This is a genomic window from Sphingomonas sp. Root241, from assembly GCF_001428865.1.
Taxonomy (GTDB): domain Bacteria; phylum Pseudomonadota; class Alphaproteobacteria; order Sphingomonadales; family Sphingomonadaceae; genus Sphingomonas.
The window spans coordinates 1957043-1971904 of record NZ_LMIV01000001.1; the positions used below are offsets into that span (position 1 = coordinate 1957043).

The window sequence follows — 14862 nt, forward strand, 5'->3', positions numbered from 1 at the left end:
GGGCATTCCGGGTACGCAAACGCTTTGTCGGACAAACCGCGCCTACCGGCTCCCGATGACGGAATTATTTCTGTATAAGAATGCCGCGATCCGGTAACGGAAGACTATGATCCGCGTATCCCTGATGGCCTTTTGTTGCGCGTTATCCTTAACCGCGCCTGCCCAATCCGCCCCGCAACCCACGCAAAACCAAGCCTCCGCGCCTACTGTATTGCCCAGCTATGCCACTGTTGCAGGCTTGGTGTTGGGCGCGCCTCTGATCTTGGATGCGCGTATTCGCAGCGCCGTGCGGATCAAGGGGCCCGAAGCGGCAAATGTCGCGCCCGGAAGGGCCAGATTCTATGTCGAGGCCGATGTCACGGCCCTGATTCGGGGCTCGGGAGGGGTCGCACAGAGAATCGGGTACGTCGTCGATCTGCCCCTCGATCAGCGCGGGCGCGAGCCCAAGCTCAAGAAACAGCGCGTGCTCCTGTTCGCCCGCGCCGTCGCCAATCGGCCCGATCAGGTCCAGCTCGCCAACCTTGACGGCCAGCGCGCTTATTCGCCGGAGCTCGACGCTCTGGTGCGCGGAATCGTGCGCGAGACGATCGCCGGAGACGCACCGCCAGCGATCACTGGCGTCGGCAATGCGTTCCACGTCCCCGGCTCGCTGCCCGGAGAGGGCGAGACCCAGGTGTTCCTGCAGACCGCCGGCGGCGCGCCGGTGTCGCTCCAGATCCTGCGCCGCCCGGGCGAGCAGCCGCGCTGGTCTGTCTCATTGGGGGACATTGTCGACGAATCGGCCGGGCCGCCCCGGCCGAACACCTTGCTCTGGTATCGCCTCGCCTGCGGACTGCCGCGCCAATTGCCGGCGGGCAGCATCGAATCGGACGATCCCGCCAATGCGGCAATCGCACGGCAGGACTATGAAATCGTCCTGCGCGCGCTGGGTCCCTGTGCCTGAGGTTCGGCCAGCGCTTTTTGGATCGGGTTGATTCGCTTTCTCCGTTCGCCCTGAGCTTGTCGAAGGGCCGCTCTTCTTCGCGCGGCCCCCGAACGAGGATGGTCCTTCGACAAGCTCAACACGAACGGAAAGCGGCTATCGCGCTCAGCGCCGGTGACGCACCATGTTGATGCCGATCGATTCGCCCTGTTCGGCGATCGCCAGCTTCACGATGCGGATCTCCACGCGCTGTACCCGCGCATCCGAGACGAAGAGCGTTTCGCAGACATGCTCGGCGACTGCCTCGATCAGCGTGAAGTGCACGTCCCTGGGCAGCGCGGTGGTCGCGGCGTGCTTGAGATCGATATAGCTTTTGGAAGCGCTCAGCGGCGTATCGGGTGCGAAGCGCTCGGGCATGTCGATATCGACGGTCACCGAGATTCGCAGCGGCTGCGGCAGATGCGTCTCTTCGGAATATATGCCGGTCAGCACCTCTACTTCGAGGTCGTGCACCTGGAGCTGGAGCAGATCGCGCAATTAACGGCCTTTCGAGGAAACCGCGCTCCCTTAAGGGCGGGCGCTGTGCGGCGCCATACCATTAATCCTTGCGCGCGCGTGCAGCGGCGCTAAAGCGCGCGGCCCCGGCGAACGCGCCGGCTGTTTGCAGGGAATGGACGTGATCGCATTGGTGCCGCTGGCTGCTGTCGACCCCCAGGCCGTGGAGGCGCTGCTCGACCGCGCCTTCGGCCCGGGCCGACGCACGCGCACCGCGTACAAGATTCGCGCCGGCACCCTGCCCGTCCCCGAGCTGAGCTTCGCCGCGCTCGATGCCGACGGCGCGCTGCTCGGCACGATCCAGTGCTGGCCGGTCGAGCTCGCCTGCGACGATGGCGGTATCGTTCCGCTGGTGATGGTCGGCCCCGTTGCCGTAGAACCCGATCGACAGCACGGCGGGATCGGCCGCGCGCTGATGGAGCGGATGCTCGCGGTTCCGGGCTGCCCGTCCGAGGGGTGCGATTCGCTGATGCTGGTCGGCGATCCCGAATATTATGGCCGCTTTTTCGGCTTCACCGCCGATCGCACCGCCGGCTGGCGCCTGCCCGGGCCGTTCGAGCCGCGTCGCCTGCTCGCCCGCGGCGACAAGGTGCCCGATTGCGCGGGCGCGCTGGGCCCACGCGTCCGCCAAGCTGCTTGAGAGGGGAGGCGCGCGCGCCTAACGAGCGTCCATGCCCGGACCGCCGCCGCCCGATTTCACCAGCCTGTCCCTCGCGGAGATCGCACGGCTGGCCGAGGAGAATCACCTGCCGCCGGTGGAGAGCTGGAATCCCGAGCATTGCGGCGACAGCGAGATGCGTATCGCCCGCGACGGGACCTGGTATCATCAGGGCTCGCCGATCGGCCGCGCGCCGATGGTCCGCCTGTTCTCGACCATCCTGCGCCGCGAACCCGACGGCCGCTTCGTGCTGGTCACCCCGGTCGAGAAGCTCGACATTGAGGTGGAAGACGCCCCTTTCACTGCCGTCGAAATGAAGGTCGAAGACGAAGGCGAGGCGATGAAGCTCGCCTTCCGGCTCAACACCGGCGATCTCGTCACCGCGGGTCCCGAGCATCCGCTGCGATTCGAGGAGCGTGAGGACGGTCCCCGCCCCTATCTCCATGTCCGCGGTGGGCTCGAGGCGCTGATCGCGCGGCCGGTCTATTATGAGCTCGCCGGAATCGCGCTCGCCAATGACAGCGCGCCGCCGGGTGTGTGGAGCAACAACGCCTTCTTCGCGCTGGAGCCGCGGCCATGACTCTCGCGGAACGGCTGCGCGCCGCGCTCGATGCTCCGCATGGCGAGGAGACCATCCTCCTCGCCGGCGACCATTTCGATTTCGATCCCGAAATCGCCGGGCATCCCGCGGCGGTGCTGATCGCATTCACCGATCGCACCGAGCCGGGCATTATCCTCACCCAGCGCACCGAGACGCTCCGCCGCCATCCCGGTCAGGTCGCCTTTCCCGGCGGCCGGATCGATCCGGATGATGACGGGCCGGTCGGCGCTGCGCTGCGCGAGGCCGAGGAGGAGATCGCCCTCCCCCCTTCCGCCGTCGACGTGATCGGGGTCGTAGACCGCTATCGCACGGTGACGGGGTATGAAGTGACGCCGGTCATCGGCGTCGTGCCGCCGGATCTGGCATTGGTCCCGGCCGAGGCCGAAGTCGCCGCGGTTTTCGAGGTCCCGCTGGCCTTCCTGTTCGACACTGCCAACCATGTCGAGGCGACCGCGCAATATCAGGGCCGGGAACGGCGTTATTATGAGATACTCTGGGGCGAACGCCGTATCTGGGGGGCAACCGCGGCCATGATCGTCAATCTCTCGCGGCGGCTGCGATGGGCGGCATGACGCTTCCGCAGGCCGATTGGCGGCACCGATTCGGGCTCGATCGGCTGGTCGAGGTGCTGGGCGAAGTGCGCTTCGTTGGCGGCTCGGTGCGCGACACGCTGCTGGGGATCGCCGTCTCGGACGTGGACCTCGCCACGCCGCTCGCACCCGGGCGCGTGGTGGAGCTGCTCAGGGCCGCCGGCATCAAGGCGATCCCCACCGGCATCGATCACGGCACTATCACCGCGGTGCTGGAAAGCGGGCCGGTGGAAGTCACCACGCTGCGCCGCGACGTCTCCACCGACGGCCGCCGCGCCACCGTGGCCTTCACCGACGACTGGCGCGAGGATGCCGCGCGCCGCGACTTCACGATCAACGCGCTCTACGCCGACCCGCGTACGAGCGAGATCTTCGACTATTTCGGCGGGTTCGCCGATCTCGAGGCGCGCCATGTCCGTTTCATCGGCGATCCGCTCGAGCGAATCGCCGAGGACCATCTGCGTATCCTGCGTTTCTTCCGCTTCCTCGCCCGATTCGGCGATCGGGCCGATCCCGCGGGGCTCGACGCCTGCACGGCGCGCGCGAAGGACCTGATGGCGCTGTCGCGCGAGCGGATTCGCGACGAACTGCTCAAGCTGCTGGTCGCCCGGGACGCCGTGCGTGTCGTCCGCCTGATGATCGAGCGCGGCATATTCGAGCCCGTCCTTCCCGAAATCGTCTCGCCCGATCTGCTCGCCCACCTTGCCGAACGCGAAACCGCCACCGGCATCTCCCCCGATCCGATCCGTCGGCTCGCCTCAGTGCTGCCGCGCGACGGCGCGACCGCCGACCAGATCGGCGCGCGGCTCAAGCTTTCGAACGCCGAGCGCAAGCGTCTGGTGGCGGCGATGGGCGAACCATTGGAAGCGCCGAAGCCCCTCGCTTATCGGCTGGGCAGGGAAACCGCACTCGACCGATTGCTCCTCTCGGACCGCGACATCGCACAGATCGAGGAGATCAAGTCCTGGGAAGCGCCGCGCCTTCCGCTGAGCGGCGGCGCACTCGTGGCGCGCGGCCTCGCCAAAGGGCCGGACGTCGCCCGCGCGCTGCGCGCGGTCGAGGATCGCTGGATCGCGGAAGGCTTCCCCGGCGAGGAGCGCGCGGCCGCGCTTGCCGACGAAGTGGTCGCTCAGGCCTTGCTGGCGAGCAGCAGCGAATAGGCCTCGGCCTCAGGCAGCGGCCGCGCGTAGAGATAGCCCTGCCCATGAGTGCAGCCGAGCGCGGCGAGCGTCTGGGCGAGCTCGTTGGTCTCGATTCCCTCCGCAGTGGTCTGCATGCCCAGCGCCTGCGCCAGGCTGAGGATCGCACGCACGATCGCGATCTTGTCGCGGTCGGCGAGCATGCCGGAGATGAAGCTGCGGTCGATCTTGAGCAAGTCGATCGGCAGCTTCTGCAGATAGGCGAGGTTTGAATAGCCCGTGCCGAAATCGTCCATCGCCAGCGTGGCGCCCAGATCCTTGAGCGCCAGCATCGTCCGGCTGATCCGGTCCGGATCGCTGACGATCGCGCTTTCGGTGAGCTCCAGCGTCAGGCGCGTGCCCGACACGCCATATCGCTCGAGCGCCGCCTGCACCATCTCGGGGATCCGGTCGCGCTGGAGCTGGATCGCCGACAGATTGACGGCGATTTTCACCTCACTGTCGCCGCCCGTCGCGGCATCCCACGCCGCCAGCGTCCGCGCCGCTTCCTCCATCGCCCAGCGCCCGAGCGGGATGATCAACCCCGATTCCTCGGCAACGGGGATGAACTCGTCGGGCGAGATCGCGACGCCGTTCTCATTGGTCCAGCGCGCCAGCGCCTCGAACGAAATGATCTTGCCGGAACCCAGATCGCAGATCGGCTGATAGGCCAGGGTCATCTGGCCGTTCTCGATCGCGCGGCGCAGCTCGGTCTCGATGCTGAACTGCTCGCGGGCGATGTCGAACGCGCGGGTGTGATAGACTTCGGTCCGCCCGCTGGTCTTGGCGCGCTTCACGGCGAACTGTGCGTGGCGGATCAGATCCTCGGGCTCGCCCTTGTTGTCGGCGCCCAATGCGATGCCGATCGAGCAATCGATGCGAATCTCGAAACTGGAGAGCCTGAACGGCGTGGCGAGCGCCGCCTGGACGCGCTTGGCAACGTGCAGCGCGTCGCCGGGCCCTTCGTCGAGGGTCAGCAGCACGCCGAACTCGTCGCCGCCCATCCGCGACAATATGTCGCGGCCACGAAGCGCCCCCTTGAGGCGGCGCGCGACCGAGATCAGCAGTTCGTCGCCGGCAAGTCCCCCCATACAGGCATTGACCCGGCTGAAGCGATCGAGGTTGACCACGAGCACCGCGAAGCTCTCGGCATTGTCTATGGTGATCAGCTCTTCGAGCTGGTCGCTGAAGCCGGCGCGATTCGGCAGGCCGGTGAGGCTGTCGGTCGCCATCTCGCGGCGGAGGCTGTGCTCGGTGCGCAGCTCGGAGGTCTGGTCGACCAGCGTGACCAGGCAGCGCGGCGTGCCGCGATGCGCATCATGGCGTGCGAAGAGGACGCGGAAGTAACGGCAATCGACTTCCTCGCCGAATTGCCAGGCGGTTTCGCGCCAGGTCTCGTCCGATTCGAGGAAGCGGCGAAGCTGGGTGCCGAGCAGGCGGATCAGTGGCGATTCGCCGGCCACGGTTCCGAGCCCGGCCATACGGAATGGGCGGTTGAGCGCGTTGAACTGGAGCTTGCCGCCTTCGAGGGCGACCGTCACCGCCGGCACCGGCAGCAGGTCGAGCATCAGCCCGGTTTCGAGCAAGCCATCGGCGCGCGCAGGCATATCCTGAGGAGCAAACTCCACAGGCGCGGCCGAAACTGGCTTGAGCTTACCGAACGCCATCGCAATCGGGGCTAGCCGGAATTGGTTAAGACCGGCTGAAGCGGGCGCCTTTCCCGCGCCTCTAGAAGCGGTTGTCGCGGGGAAAGCCGTTGGGCGCCATCCGCCCCGCCGCGCCGCGCGCCGCGCGCCATGCGGAAAGGTCGGTCTCGCTGCGCGTCCGGCCGCTGTCGCCGCCCATCGGCCAGCTCAGCCCCTCCTCCATCCGGAAGGTCTTGGCATCCGAAAGGCCGCCGTCGCGGTAGCGCTGGAGCTGCACGCCCTGCCCGCGCGCCAGCTCGGCGACTTCGGACAATGGGAACACCAGCATTTTCCGGTTGTCGCCGATCGCCGCGACCGCGTCGTCCTCGGGAGCGATCGGGCGGACCAGCTTGAGATGCGCGCCGGCGCGCGGTGTCACCACCTGCTTGCCCTTGCGCGTTTCGGCGACGACGTCGGCGGCGTTGACCACGAAACCACGGCCGTCGGTCGCCGCCACCAGCAGCTTCGCCGCAGCACTCGCCGGCAGCAGCGCGATGATCTGCCGCTCGCCGTCCAGATCGACCATCAGCCGCACCGGCTCGCCGAAGCCGCGCCCGCCGGGCAATTTGTCACCGCCCAGCGTGTAGAAACGGCCATTGTCGGTGGCGAGCAGCAACTTGTCGGTGGTCTGGGCGTGGAAGGCGAAGAGCGGGCCGTCGCCTTCCTTGAACTTGAGCGTCTCGGCCGATGCCAGCTCGACATGCCCGCGCATCGCCCGGATCCAGCCGCGCTGCGACAGGATCACGGTGATCGGCTCGCGCTCGATCATCGCCTCGAGCGGGATCTCGCGGGTGGGGCCGGCCTCTCGGATCGCAGTCCGGCGCGCCCCGAGCGGGGTTTCGAGGCCGTAGCGCTCGATCATCTTGCCAAGGTCGCGCTTCATCCGCGTGCGCTGGCGCGCATCGGAAGAGAGCAAAAGCTCCAGCTCCGCCTGCTCCTTCTGCAACGCTTCCTGCTCGCGGCGCAGCTCCATCTCCTCCAGCCGGCGCAGCGAGCGCAGCCGCATGTTGAGGATCGCCTCGGCCTGGCGGTCGGTGAGCTGGAACTCGGCCATCATCATCGGCTTGGGCTCGTCCTCGTTACGGATGATCTCGATCACCCGGTCGAGGTTGAGGAAGGCGATGATATAGCCGCCGACCAGCTCCAGCCGATCGGCGATCTTGCTCAGCCGGTGCTCGGAGCGGCGGCGCAGCACGACGAACTGATGCTCGATCCAGGCGGCGATCGCCTCGTGCAGGCTCATCACCCGCGGCGTGCGGTGCTTGTCGAGCACGTTGAGGTTGAGCGGCACGCGCACTTCGAGGTCGGAGAGGCGATAGAGGCTCTCCATCAGCGTCTCGGCATCGACGGTGCGGCTGCGCGGCTCGAGCACGATGCGGACATCGTCGGCCGATTCGTCGCGCACGTCGCCGAGGATCGGCAATTTCTTCTCGTTGATGAGGTCGGCGATCCCCTCGATCAACTTGCCCTTCTGCACGCCGTACGAGATCTCGGAGACGATCAGGTGCCAGCCTCCGCCCTTCTCGACGACCTTCTCGATCTTCGCCCGCACCCGGAAGGAGCCCCGCCCGGTGGCATAGCTCTCGGCGATCGCCGCGGGACTGTCCACGACCACGCCGCCGGTGGGGAAATCGGGGCCGCTGACATGATCGAGCACGTTGGCCTGCGGATTGTCGATCAGCGCGACCGCGGCGTTCATGATTTCGGCGGCGTTGTGCGGCGGGATCGACGTCGCCATGCCCACTGCGATGCCTGCGGCGCCATTGGCGAGCAGATTGGGGAACAGGCCGGGGAAGAGCTCGGGCTCTTCCTCCTCTCCGTTGTACGTCAGGCGGAAATCGACCGAATTCTCGTCGAGCCCCGCCATCAGGTCGATCGCGACCTGCGTCAGCCGCGCCTCGGTGTAGCGATAGGCCGCCGCGTTATCGCCATCGATATTGCCGAAATTGCCCTGCCCGTCGACGAGCGGGTAGCGGAGCGCAAAGGTCTGCGCGAGGCGGACCATCGCGTCATAGACCGACTGATCGCCGTGCGGATGGTATTTGCCGATCACGTCGCCGACGACGCGCGCGCACTTCTTGTAGCCGCTCGCGGGATCGAGCTTGAGCAGCCGCATCGCCCAGAGCAGCCGGCGATGCACCGGCTTCAGCCCGTCGCGGACATCGGGCAGCGAACGCGCGGTGATCGTCGACAGCGCATAGACCAGGTAACGCTCGGAAAGCGCGCTATCGAAGGGGACGTCGGTGGGACCGGAGGGTTCGAGAATTTCGGTGTCGAGGGTCATCGTCCTCTCGGTTAGCAGCCCGGAAGCTCCACGCAAAGCTAGACCGGCGCCGGTCGCTCCCGCCCGATCTCGCCGAGCAGCCATTCGCGGAAGCGCTTGATCTTGGGGACGTTGCGGCGGCTTTCCGGAGCGACGAACCAATAGGCATAGCCGCGGGTCGAGACCTGCTCGAACGGCCGCACCAGCCGTCCTTCGGCGAGATCGTTGCGCCAGAAGAAGGGCGTGAGCATCGCCACGCCCTGCGCGGCCATCGCGGCATGCCCCTCATGCGCCTGCGAATCGAGGCGGACGCCGGGGCGCAGCGGACCGTCGGGCACGTCGACGCCCGCCTCGCGCAGCCACACCGTCCACCAGGGATCATGCGGACTGATCAGCTGTAGCCGCAGCAGGTCAGCGGGTTGCAGCGGGCCGTGGCGGTCGAGGAATTCGGGGCTCACCATCGGCGTGAAGTCGATCTCCATCAGCCGATCGGCGGCGAGTCCCGGCCAGCCGCCGCGACCGGCCCGGATCGCGCAATCGGCGCCTCCGCCCTCGAGATCCACCAATGCGTCGCTGGTCTCCAACCGCACCGCCATCTCGGGATGGCCGATCTGGAAGCTGCCCAGCCGCCATGCGAGCCAGGTGTTGGCGAAGGTGTTCGACGTCGAGATGACCAGCAGCGCCTCATCCTCGGCACGGATATTGGCGAAGGCCGAGTCGATCGCGTCGAACGCGCGCGAAATCTGCGGCGCGGCACGCGTGCCTGCGTCGGTGAGCACCACGCGGCGCTTGTCGCGGCGGAACAGCGCCGCGCCCAACCGCTCCTCGAGCAATTTCACCTGATAGCTCACCGCCGCCTGGGTCATGCCCAGTTCCTCGGCGGCGCGGGTGAAATTGCCGTGACGCGCGGCGGCTTCGAACACGCGGACGGCGGAAAGAGGCGGAAGGCGGCGCATCGGGTTATCATAAGCCCTGCTTATCACCTGAGTCCAACCATTTGTTGGCGCCGCGGTCGCTTCAGGCTCAAATACGGGAGGCCAGCAGCACAGGAGAAACCGACATGGACCGCGATTACGCAAGCGCCGCCTGGGCCGACAACCGCCACCATCTCAGCACGGCAATCCGCCGCTTTTTCAAAAGCATGGCTCATGTATTCAAGCGCCTGAACGCGATCGAATACGACGCCCCCTGGCGGTACATGCGTCCGTGATTTCGCCGCCCCAGGACGTCCCGAACCACTCCGAATCTTCTTCGCCACAATCTTGCCATAAATGTGGCAAGATTGTGGCTTGACGGCTTTCCCAGTCATGTGATGTCATATCCTCCTCGTTGCAGGAGATATGCCCATGCGCTTCATCACCCTATTCGCGGCCGCCGCGACGCTCACCGCCTGCTCTGCCGCTGAAAACGCGGGTTCCACGAAGCAGGACTCGACCGTCACGTCTTTCACGCCCGAGGAATCCGCCGCCGCCGATCGTGCGATGACCGACACACCCGCAGTCACACGCCCTGCCACGCCCGGCACCGCGAAATCCGATGCCCCGGCCAAGCTGCCGATCTCGATTCCCAAGCTCGCTTATGCCTATGCGCTCACCTATCTGCTCCCGGGCGACAAGATCGCCGCGACGCAGGACGCCCACCGCGACATGTGCGAGGAAATGGGGCCGGCACGGTGCCAGCTGCTCGCGCTCGAACGCGGCATCGGCAACGAACAGTCGAACAACGCGTCGCTCAAGTTGCGCGTCGCCACGACCGAAGCCCGTCGCTTCCAGATCCTGCTCGAGCATGACGTCACCCAGGCAGGCGGCCGCACCGAAAATGCCAAGATCGCCACCGACGAAGTCTCGAAGCAGATCGTCGACAGCGAGGCGCGCGTGCGCCAGCGCGAATTGCTCGTCGCCCGGCTGACCGAGATGCTGCGCAAGCGGCAAGGCACCCCCGCCGATCTGCTCGCGGCCGAACGCAGCGTCACGCAGGCGCAGGAGGAGCTAGACCAGGCCAAGAGCTGGCTAAGCGAGCTGCAGGGCCGCGTCGCGATGTCGGAATTCGACATCCGCTACGGCGCGATCGCCCCTTCGGCAACGGCCCAGGGCGTCGGCGCCCAGCTGGGGGAAGCGGTGCAGGGCTCGGGCGCGGTGTTCCTGATCGGCCTGCGCTTCGTCTTGTCGCTAGTGATCTATCTGCTGCCGTGGCTCTTGCTCGCCGCAATTCCGGTGCTGCTGATCCGCCGGTTCGGCAAGCGTCGGCCGGCAGCCGTGGGGGGCTGACGACCACCATTCGCGCTTCGCCGGGCCCGATGTCCGGCTCCGGCACAGTCGCTGCCCGGCGAAGCGTGATTGCACCGCAACACCGCATCCAGTATAGGCCCGAGCCTTCCAGAGCCCCGGTTGTCGTGCGGTCCTTGTCCGCGCCGCCGGGGCGACGCTTTTCAGGGGTAAGAGCCGACATGGCACGCCGCCGGCAGATCTACGAAGGCAAGGCAAAGATCCTCTACGAGGGTCCCGAGCCCGGCACGCTGATCCAGTATTTCAAGGACGACGCCACTGCGTTCAACGCGCAGAAAAAGGGCACGATCAACGGCAAGGGCGTGCTCAACAACCGCATTTCCGAGCATGTTTTCACCCTGCTCGGCGGGATCGGCATCCCCACCCACTTCATCCGCCGCCTCAACATGCGCGAGCAGCTGATCCGCCAGGTCGAGATCGTCCCGATCGAAGTGGTGGTGCGCAACGTCGTCGCCGGCAGCCTCGCGAAGCGCCTCGGCATCGAGGAAGGCACGCCGCTGCCGCGCACGATCGTCGAATATTATTTCAAGGACGATGCGCTCGGCGACCCGATGGTCACCGACGAGCACATCCTCGCCTTCGGCTGGGCCGCGCAGGAAGAGCTGCACGACATGGCCGACATGGCGATCCGCGTGAACGACTTCCTTTCGGGACTGTTCGCCGGGATCGGCATCCGGCTGGTCGACTTCAAGCTCGAATTCGGCCGCATCTGGGACAATGACTATGCCCGGATCATCCTCGCCGACGAGATCAGCCCCGACGGCTGCCGCCTGTGGGACATGGCCACCAACGAAAAGCTCGACAAGGATCGCTTCCGCCGGGATCTCGGCGGCGAGGTCGAGGCCTACCAGGAAGTCGCGCGCCGGCTCGGCCTGTTCCCCGAGGGTGCCGATTCGGCGGTGCTGGACCTCGAGAGCCACCGCAAGCGCCGCGGCAAATAAGGCGTTCGTTCGCCGCAGCGCTATTTCTGATTGCGGGACTCGCCCGGTCGGGCCATAGGCCCCGGCCATGAAGCTCCGCATCATCGTGACGCTCAAGAACGGCGTCCTCGACCCCCAGGGCAAGGCCATCCAGCACGCGCTCGGCGGCCTCGGTTTCACCGGCGTCGAAGACGTCCGCGCCGGCAAGATCTTCGAACTCGAAGTCGCCGACGGCACCAGCGACGAGAGCATCGACGAGATGTGCCGCAAGCTGCTCGCCAACACGGTGATCGAGAATTATCGGGTCGAAAAGCAATGAAGACCGCGGTCATCGTCTTCCCCGGCTCCAACTGCGATCGCGACATCGCGACCGCGCTGGAAGACGTGACCGGGACCGCCCCGCACATGGTGTGGCACGGCGAGAGCGAGCTGCCCTCGGGCATCGGCCTGATCGCCCTGCCCGGCGGCTTTTCCTATGGCGATTACCTGCGCTGCGGCGCGATCGCGGCGCGTTCGCCGGTGGTCCGCGCGGTGGTCGAGGCCGCCGAGCGCGGCGTGCCGGTGATCGGTATCTGCAACGGCTTCCAGGTCCTCACCGAAACCGGGCTGCTGCCCGGCGCGCTGATGCGCAACTCGGGGCTCAACTTCGTCTGCCGCAACGTCGCGCTGACGGTGGACAACAGCCAGTCGATCTTCACCAGCGCCTATCAGAGCGGCGAGACGATCACCGTTCCCGTCGCGCATCACGACGGCAACTACTTCGCCGATGCCGAGACGCTCGACCGCCTCGAAGGCGAAGGCCGCGTCGCCTTCCGCTATGCCGAGGACGTCAACGGCTCCGCACGCAACATCGCCGGGCTGCTCAACAAGAGCGGCAACGTGCTCGGCATGATGCCCCATCCGGAGCGCCGCATCGAAGCCGCGCACGGCGGCACCGACGGCCGCCGCCTGTTCGAGGGACTGCTCGAAGCGGTGGCCTGAGGGTCCGGCCTGCCAGGCTAGCGCTGAACCATCCCGTCCCGGCTCTTCAGGTCGAAACCGGCCGACACGGCGCTCGTATGGATGTTCCCGCTGATCACGCGAACGCGCAGGTGTGATTCCGGCGGGACCTGAATCGTGACCTGAAGCGGCACCATATGCGTCCAATAGTCGCCGCGTTCATCGACCGGAGGCAGGCAATCATTGGGCCATCGTGCGCGCGGGAGATAGCGATCGCGAATGCGAACCACATCGCCCGCCGACGCGGCCGAGAACGTCACGCTGGCAGCGTCGTCTCCGCGCGGAACGATGCGAACTTCGGAAGGCCCATCTTTCACGATGATCCGTATGTCCGCCCGAACCAGATCAACATCGATCACGGCAGCGGCACCGCGCCACTCCCACGCCTCCGCCACGGCAGGCGTATCGAGGCTCGACAGCAGCGAGAGCAAGGCGACAGGAATGTTCATGGCGGTGCCAATCCCGCATCGGGAGTGACGCCGCCATCCGCGCCTTGCGCGCAAACTCGCCCTGATCAGCCCGTCGTCGGGGCGTTGATCGCCAGTTGCGCGGCGAAAGCCCGGCGATAAGCCGGCCGGGCTTCGCCGCGAGCGACATAGGCGGCCAGGTTCGGATATTCGTCCAGGATGCCCGACATTCTCAATCGGAGCAGCACCGACACCATCAACAGGTCGCCCGCGCTGAATGCACCGTCGAGCCAATCCGCATCGCCCAGCCGCGCGGATAATTGGTCCAGCCGGGCACGGATACGATCCATGACCAAGGGCAGCCGTTCCTCGCTCCAGGGCTTGTCGCCTTCCGCGAATCTGGCCGTCTGGAGGTCGAGGATCGGCGGCTCCACCGTGTTGACGGCGGCGAACATCCAGGTGATGGCGCGCGCCCGGGCGTTCGCATCTTCGGGCAGCAGGGCCCTGGATCGCTCGGCGATATGGAAGACGATCGCGCCCGTCTCGAACAGGATCAGGTCGCCTTCCTCATAGGTGGGAATCTGGCCGAAAGGATGGAGCGCGAGATGCGCGGGCTTCTTCATCTCGGCGAACGAAACCAGGCGAACCTCGTAAGGCTGGCCGGCTTCCTCGAGCGCCCAGCGCACACGCGTATCGCGCGCCAGTCCCTTGCCGCCATCGGGCGACCGTTCGAAGGCGGTGATGGTGCTGGTCATGGCGTTTGTCTCCCTGGCTCGATCGATTGGCTTTGGTGCCACAGACGATGACGAACGAGATTGCCGGAAATCGACATGCCCTTTGAAATATATCGCTGAAGCGCAGATTTCTGTGGGGCGGCTTCGAGAAAGAGACCGAACCCCGGCCGCAGCCCGCCTTACAGATGCGCCTCCAGCCACGCCGTGATGTCCGCCATCACTTCTTCCTTGCCCAGATCCGCGAGCAGGTCGTGATAATGATCCTTGTACAATTTGAGCGTCTTATCGGCCGATCCGGCGGTCTCGTGGAAGAACACACTGCCCTCGCACACCGTCGCCTTGTCGGCGGTGCCGTGCAGGATGAGTAGCGGCAGCGTGATCGTCGGGAATTCCGCGCGCAGCCGCTCGTCGGCACGCACCAGGGCCGCCACCGTCGCCGCGGGCTGGGTCTCGTTCTGGGTATAGGGATCGGCGTTCAGCGCCGCGACCCATTCGGGGTCGCGCGAGAAATCCTCGTTCTTCAGCTTGAGCACGCCCAGCCGCGGCGCGATGTGGCTGAGCCCCTTGATCGCGGCGAGCGCGAAGCCGGGCGCCGGCACCTGAAAGGCGAAGCTCTCGCAGATGAATCCGTCGAGCGTGTCCTGATGATCGAGCGTGTAGAAAGCCGAAGTCACGCCGCCCGCGCTGTGTCCGAGCAGGAACAGCTTGCGGCCCGGATAGCGCGCCCGCGCAATGGCAATGGTGCCGCCGACGTCGCTCGCATAATCGGCGACATCCTCGACATAGAAGCGCTCGCCTTCGGAGCGCCCGCGCCCGCGCAGGTCGAGCGCGAACACCGCATAGCCGCTCGCGACGAACTGCTCCGCCGCCCAGAGATATTGGCCGCTATGCGAATTGACGCCGTGGCAGATCACCACCACCGCGCGGGGCTCGCCTGCGGGCTCCCAGGCGCGGTATAAGATGCTGAGCCCGCCGGCCCCCTCGAACGTCGCTTCGGTCGCCGCCATCGTCATTCCCCTAATCTGGTGATGGGGCGAGATTGTTACGCATGTGCATCTTCATGCA

17 protein-coding genes are annotated in these 14862 nt (G+C 66.5%); 10 read left to right on the forward strand and 7 right to left on the reverse strand.

The annotated features are described in order from the left end of the window. Positions 1-262: 262 nt before the first annotated feature. Positions 263-943 (forward strand): hypothetical protein, encoded by a 681-nt coding sequence (locus ASE13_RS09065; protein WP_235536898.1) that lies wholly within the window; start codon positions 263-265, stop codon positions 941-943. 144 nt (positions 944-1087) lie between these two features. Here ASE13_RS09065 and ASE13_RS09070 read toward each other — a convergent pair whose 3' ends face one another. After that, positions 1088-1459 (reverse strand): dihydroneopterin aldolase, encoded by a 372-nt coding sequence (locus ASE13_RS09070; protein WP_056613680.1) that lies wholly within the window; start codon positions 1457-1459, stop codon positions 1088-1090. A 139-nt stretch (positions 1460-1598) separates the two neighbouring features. Between ASE13_RS09070 and ASE13_RS09075 the strand changes: the two genes are divergently transcribed. The 4 genes from ASE13_RS09075 to ASE13_RS09090 are packed head-to-tail and all read left to right on the forward strand — an operon-like array spanning position 1599 to position 4486. Then, entirely contained in the window at positions 1599-2117 is a 519-nt protein-coding gene (locus ASE13_RS09075; RefSeq protein WP_056615013.1) for a GNAT family N-acetyltransferase, read from the forward strand. Between the two features lie 31 nt (positions 2118-2148). Next, on the forward strand, positions 2149-2715 hold the full coding sequence (locus ASE13_RS09080; RefSeq protein ID WP_056613682.1) for a DUF1285 domain-containing protein: 567 nt from the start codon (positions 2149-2151) through the stop codon (positions 2713-2715). Then, entirely contained in the window at positions 2712-3308 is a 597-nt protein-coding gene (locus ASE13_RS09085) for a CoA pyrophosphatase (protein ID WP_056613684.1), read from the forward strand. The genes ASE13_RS09080 and ASE13_RS09085 overlap by 4 nt, the downstream gene beginning before the upstream one ends. Further along, positions 3296-4486 carry a CCA tRNA nucleotidyltransferase gene (locus ASE13_RS09090; RefSeq protein ID WP_056613686.1) on the forward strand — a complete coding sequence of 397 codons (1191 nt, stop codon included), beginning with the start codon at positions 3296-3298 and terminating at the stop codon, positions 4484-4486. Before ASE13_RS09085 ends, ASE13_RS09090 begins: the two co-directional genes overlap by 13 nt. Here the strand turns inward: ASE13_RS09090 and ASE13_RS09095 are convergent. The 3 genes from ASE13_RS09095 to gcvA all read right to left on the reverse strand — a co-directional run bounded on the left by ASE13_RS09095 (position 4456) and on the right by gcvA (position 9408). Next, positions 4456-6111 (reverse strand): putative bifunctional diguanylate cyclase/phosphodiesterase, encoded by a 1656-nt coding sequence (locus ASE13_RS09095; RefSeq protein ID WP_056613688.1) that lies wholly within the window; start codon positions 6109-6111, stop codon positions 4456-4458. The two genes, ASE13_RS09090 and ASE13_RS09095, sit on opposite strands and share 31 nt — an antisense overlap. A gap of 121 nt (positions 6112-6232) precedes the next feature. After that, a complete protein-coding gene (parC, locus tag ASE13_RS09100; RefSeq protein WP_056613690.1) occupies positions 6233-8473 on the reverse strand; it encodes a DNA topoisomerase IV subunit A in 2241 nt (746 codons plus the stop codon). Positions 8474-8511: 38 nt separating this feature from the next. Next, entirely contained in the window at positions 8512-9408 is an 897-nt protein-coding gene (gene gcvA / locus ASE13_RS09105; protein ID WP_056613692.1) for a transcriptional regulator GcvA, read from the reverse strand. A 104-nt stretch (positions 9409-9512) separates the two neighbouring features. Between gcvA and ASE13_RS19785 the strand changes: the two genes are divergently transcribed. The 5 genes from ASE13_RS19785 (at position 9513) to purQ (ending at position 12638) form a co-directional block, all read left to right on the forward strand. Continuing rightward, a complete protein-coding gene (locus ASE13_RS19785; protein ID WP_156404795.1) occupies positions 9513-9662 on the forward strand; it encodes a hypothetical protein in 150 nt (49 codons plus the stop codon). A 136-nt stretch (positions 9663-9798) separates the two neighbouring features. Next, positions 9799-10719: a DUF4349 domain-containing protein gene (locus ASE13_RS09110; protein WP_056613694.1), complete on the forward strand. Its 921-nt coding sequence runs from the start codon at positions 9799-9801 to the stop codon at positions 10717-10719. A 179-nt stretch (positions 10720-10898) separates the two neighbouring features. After that, on the forward strand, positions 10899-11678 hold the full coding sequence (gene purC, locus ASE13_RS09115) for a phosphoribosylaminoimidazolesuccinocarboxamide synthase (RefSeq protein WP_056613695.1): 780 nt from the start codon (positions 10899-10901) through the stop codon (positions 11676-11678). A 67-nt stretch (positions 11679-11745) separates the two neighbouring features. Next, positions 11746-11976, forward strand: coding sequence for a phosphoribosylformylglycinamidine synthase subunit PurS (gene purS / locus ASE13_RS09120; RefSeq protein WP_056613698.1), 231 nt, complete (start codon positions 11746-11748; stop codon positions 11974-11976). Beyond that, positions 11973-12638 (forward strand): phosphoribosylformylglycinamidine synthase subunit PurQ, encoded by a 666-nt coding sequence (purQ, locus tag ASE13_RS09125; RefSeq protein ID WP_056613701.1) that lies wholly within the window; start codon positions 11973-11975, stop codon positions 12636-12638. Before purS ends, purQ begins: the two co-directional genes overlap by 4 nt. A 17-nt stretch (positions 12639-12655) precedes the next feature. Here the strand turns inward: purQ and ASE13_RS09130 are convergent, their stop codons facing one another. The 3 genes from ASE13_RS09130 to ASE13_RS09140 all read right to left on the reverse strand — a co-directional run bounded on the left by ASE13_RS09130 (position 12656) and on the right by ASE13_RS09140 (position 14804). Continuing rightward, complete coding sequence (locus tag ASE13_RS09130; RefSeq protein ID WP_056613704.1) at positions 12656-13105, reverse strand: hypothetical protein; 450 nt, start codon at positions 13103-13105, stop codon at positions 12656-12658. A gap of 65 nt (positions 13106-13170) precedes the next feature. After that, on the reverse strand, positions 13171-13818 hold the full coding sequence (locus ASE13_RS09135) for a glutathione S-transferase family protein (RefSeq protein WP_056613707.1): 648 nt from the start codon (positions 13816-13818) through the stop codon (positions 13171-13173). A 158-nt stretch (positions 13819-13976) separates the two neighbouring features. Beyond that, positions 13977-14804 carry an alpha/beta hydrolase gene (locus tag ASE13_RS09140; RefSeq protein ID WP_200955606.1) on the reverse strand — a complete coding sequence of 276 codons (828 nt, stop codon included), beginning with the start codon at positions 14802-14804 and terminating at the stop codon, positions 13977-13979. Positions 14805-14862 lie beyond the last annotated feature (58 nt).

Excerpts from the sequence above, each read along its gene's own strand:
- ASE13_RS09080 (WP_056613682.1), top strand. The coding sequence starts at position 2,149 with ATGCCCGGACCGCCGCCGCCCGATTTCACCAGCCTGTCCCTCGCGGAG.
- ASE13_RS09085 (WP_056613684.1), top strand. The coding sequence starts at position 2,712 with ATGACTCTCGCGGAACGGCTGCGCGCCGCGCTCGATGCTCCGCATGGC.
- ASE13_RS09090 (WP_056613686.1), top strand. The coding sequence starts at position 3,296 with ATGGGCGGCATGACGCTTCCGCAGGCCGATTGGCGGCACCGATTCGGG.
- ASE13_RS09095 (WP_056613688.1), bottom strand. The coding sequence starts at position 6,111 with ATGCCTGCGCGCGCCGATGGCTTGCTCGAAACCGGGCTGATGCTCGAC.
- parC (WP_056613690.1), bottom strand. The coding sequence starts at position 8,473 with ATGACCCTCGACACCGAAATTCTCGAACCCTCCGGTCCCACCGACGTC.
- gcvA (WP_056613692.1), bottom strand. The coding sequence starts at position 9,408 with ATGCGCCGCCTTCCGCCTCTTTCCGCCGTCCGCGTGTTCGAAGCCGCC.
- ASE13_RS19785 (WP_156404795.1), top strand. The coding sequence starts at position 9,513 with ATGGACCGCGATTACGCAAGCGCCGCCTGGGCCGACAACCGCCACCAT.
- ASE13_RS09110 (WP_056613694.1), top strand. The coding sequence starts at position 9,799 with ATGCGCTTCATCACCCTATTCGCGGCCGCCGCGACGCTCACCGCCTGC.
- purC (WP_056613695.1), top strand. The coding sequence starts at position 10,899 with ATGGCACGCCGCCGGCAGATCTACGAAGGCAAGGCAAAGATCCTCTAC.
- purS (WP_056613698.1), top strand. The coding sequence starts at position 11,746 with ATGAAGCTCCGCATCATCGTGACGCTCAAGAACGGCGTCCTCGACCCC.
- purQ (WP_056613701.1), top strand. The coding sequence starts at position 11,973 with ATGAAGACCGCGGTCATCGTCTTCCCCGGCTCCAACTGCGATCGCGAC.
- ASE13_RS09130 (WP_056613704.1), bottom strand. The coding sequence starts at position 13,105 with ATGAACATTCCTGTCGCCTTGCTCTCGCTGCTGTCGAGCCTCGATACG.
- ASE13_RS09135 (WP_056613707.1), bottom strand. The coding sequence starts at position 13,818 with ATGACCAGCACCATCACCGCCTTCGAACGGTCGCCCGATGGCGGCAAG.
- ASE13_RS09140 (WP_200955606.1), bottom strand. The coding sequence starts at position 14,804 with ATGGCGGCGACCGAAGCGACGTTCGAGGGGGCCGGCGGGCTCAGCATC.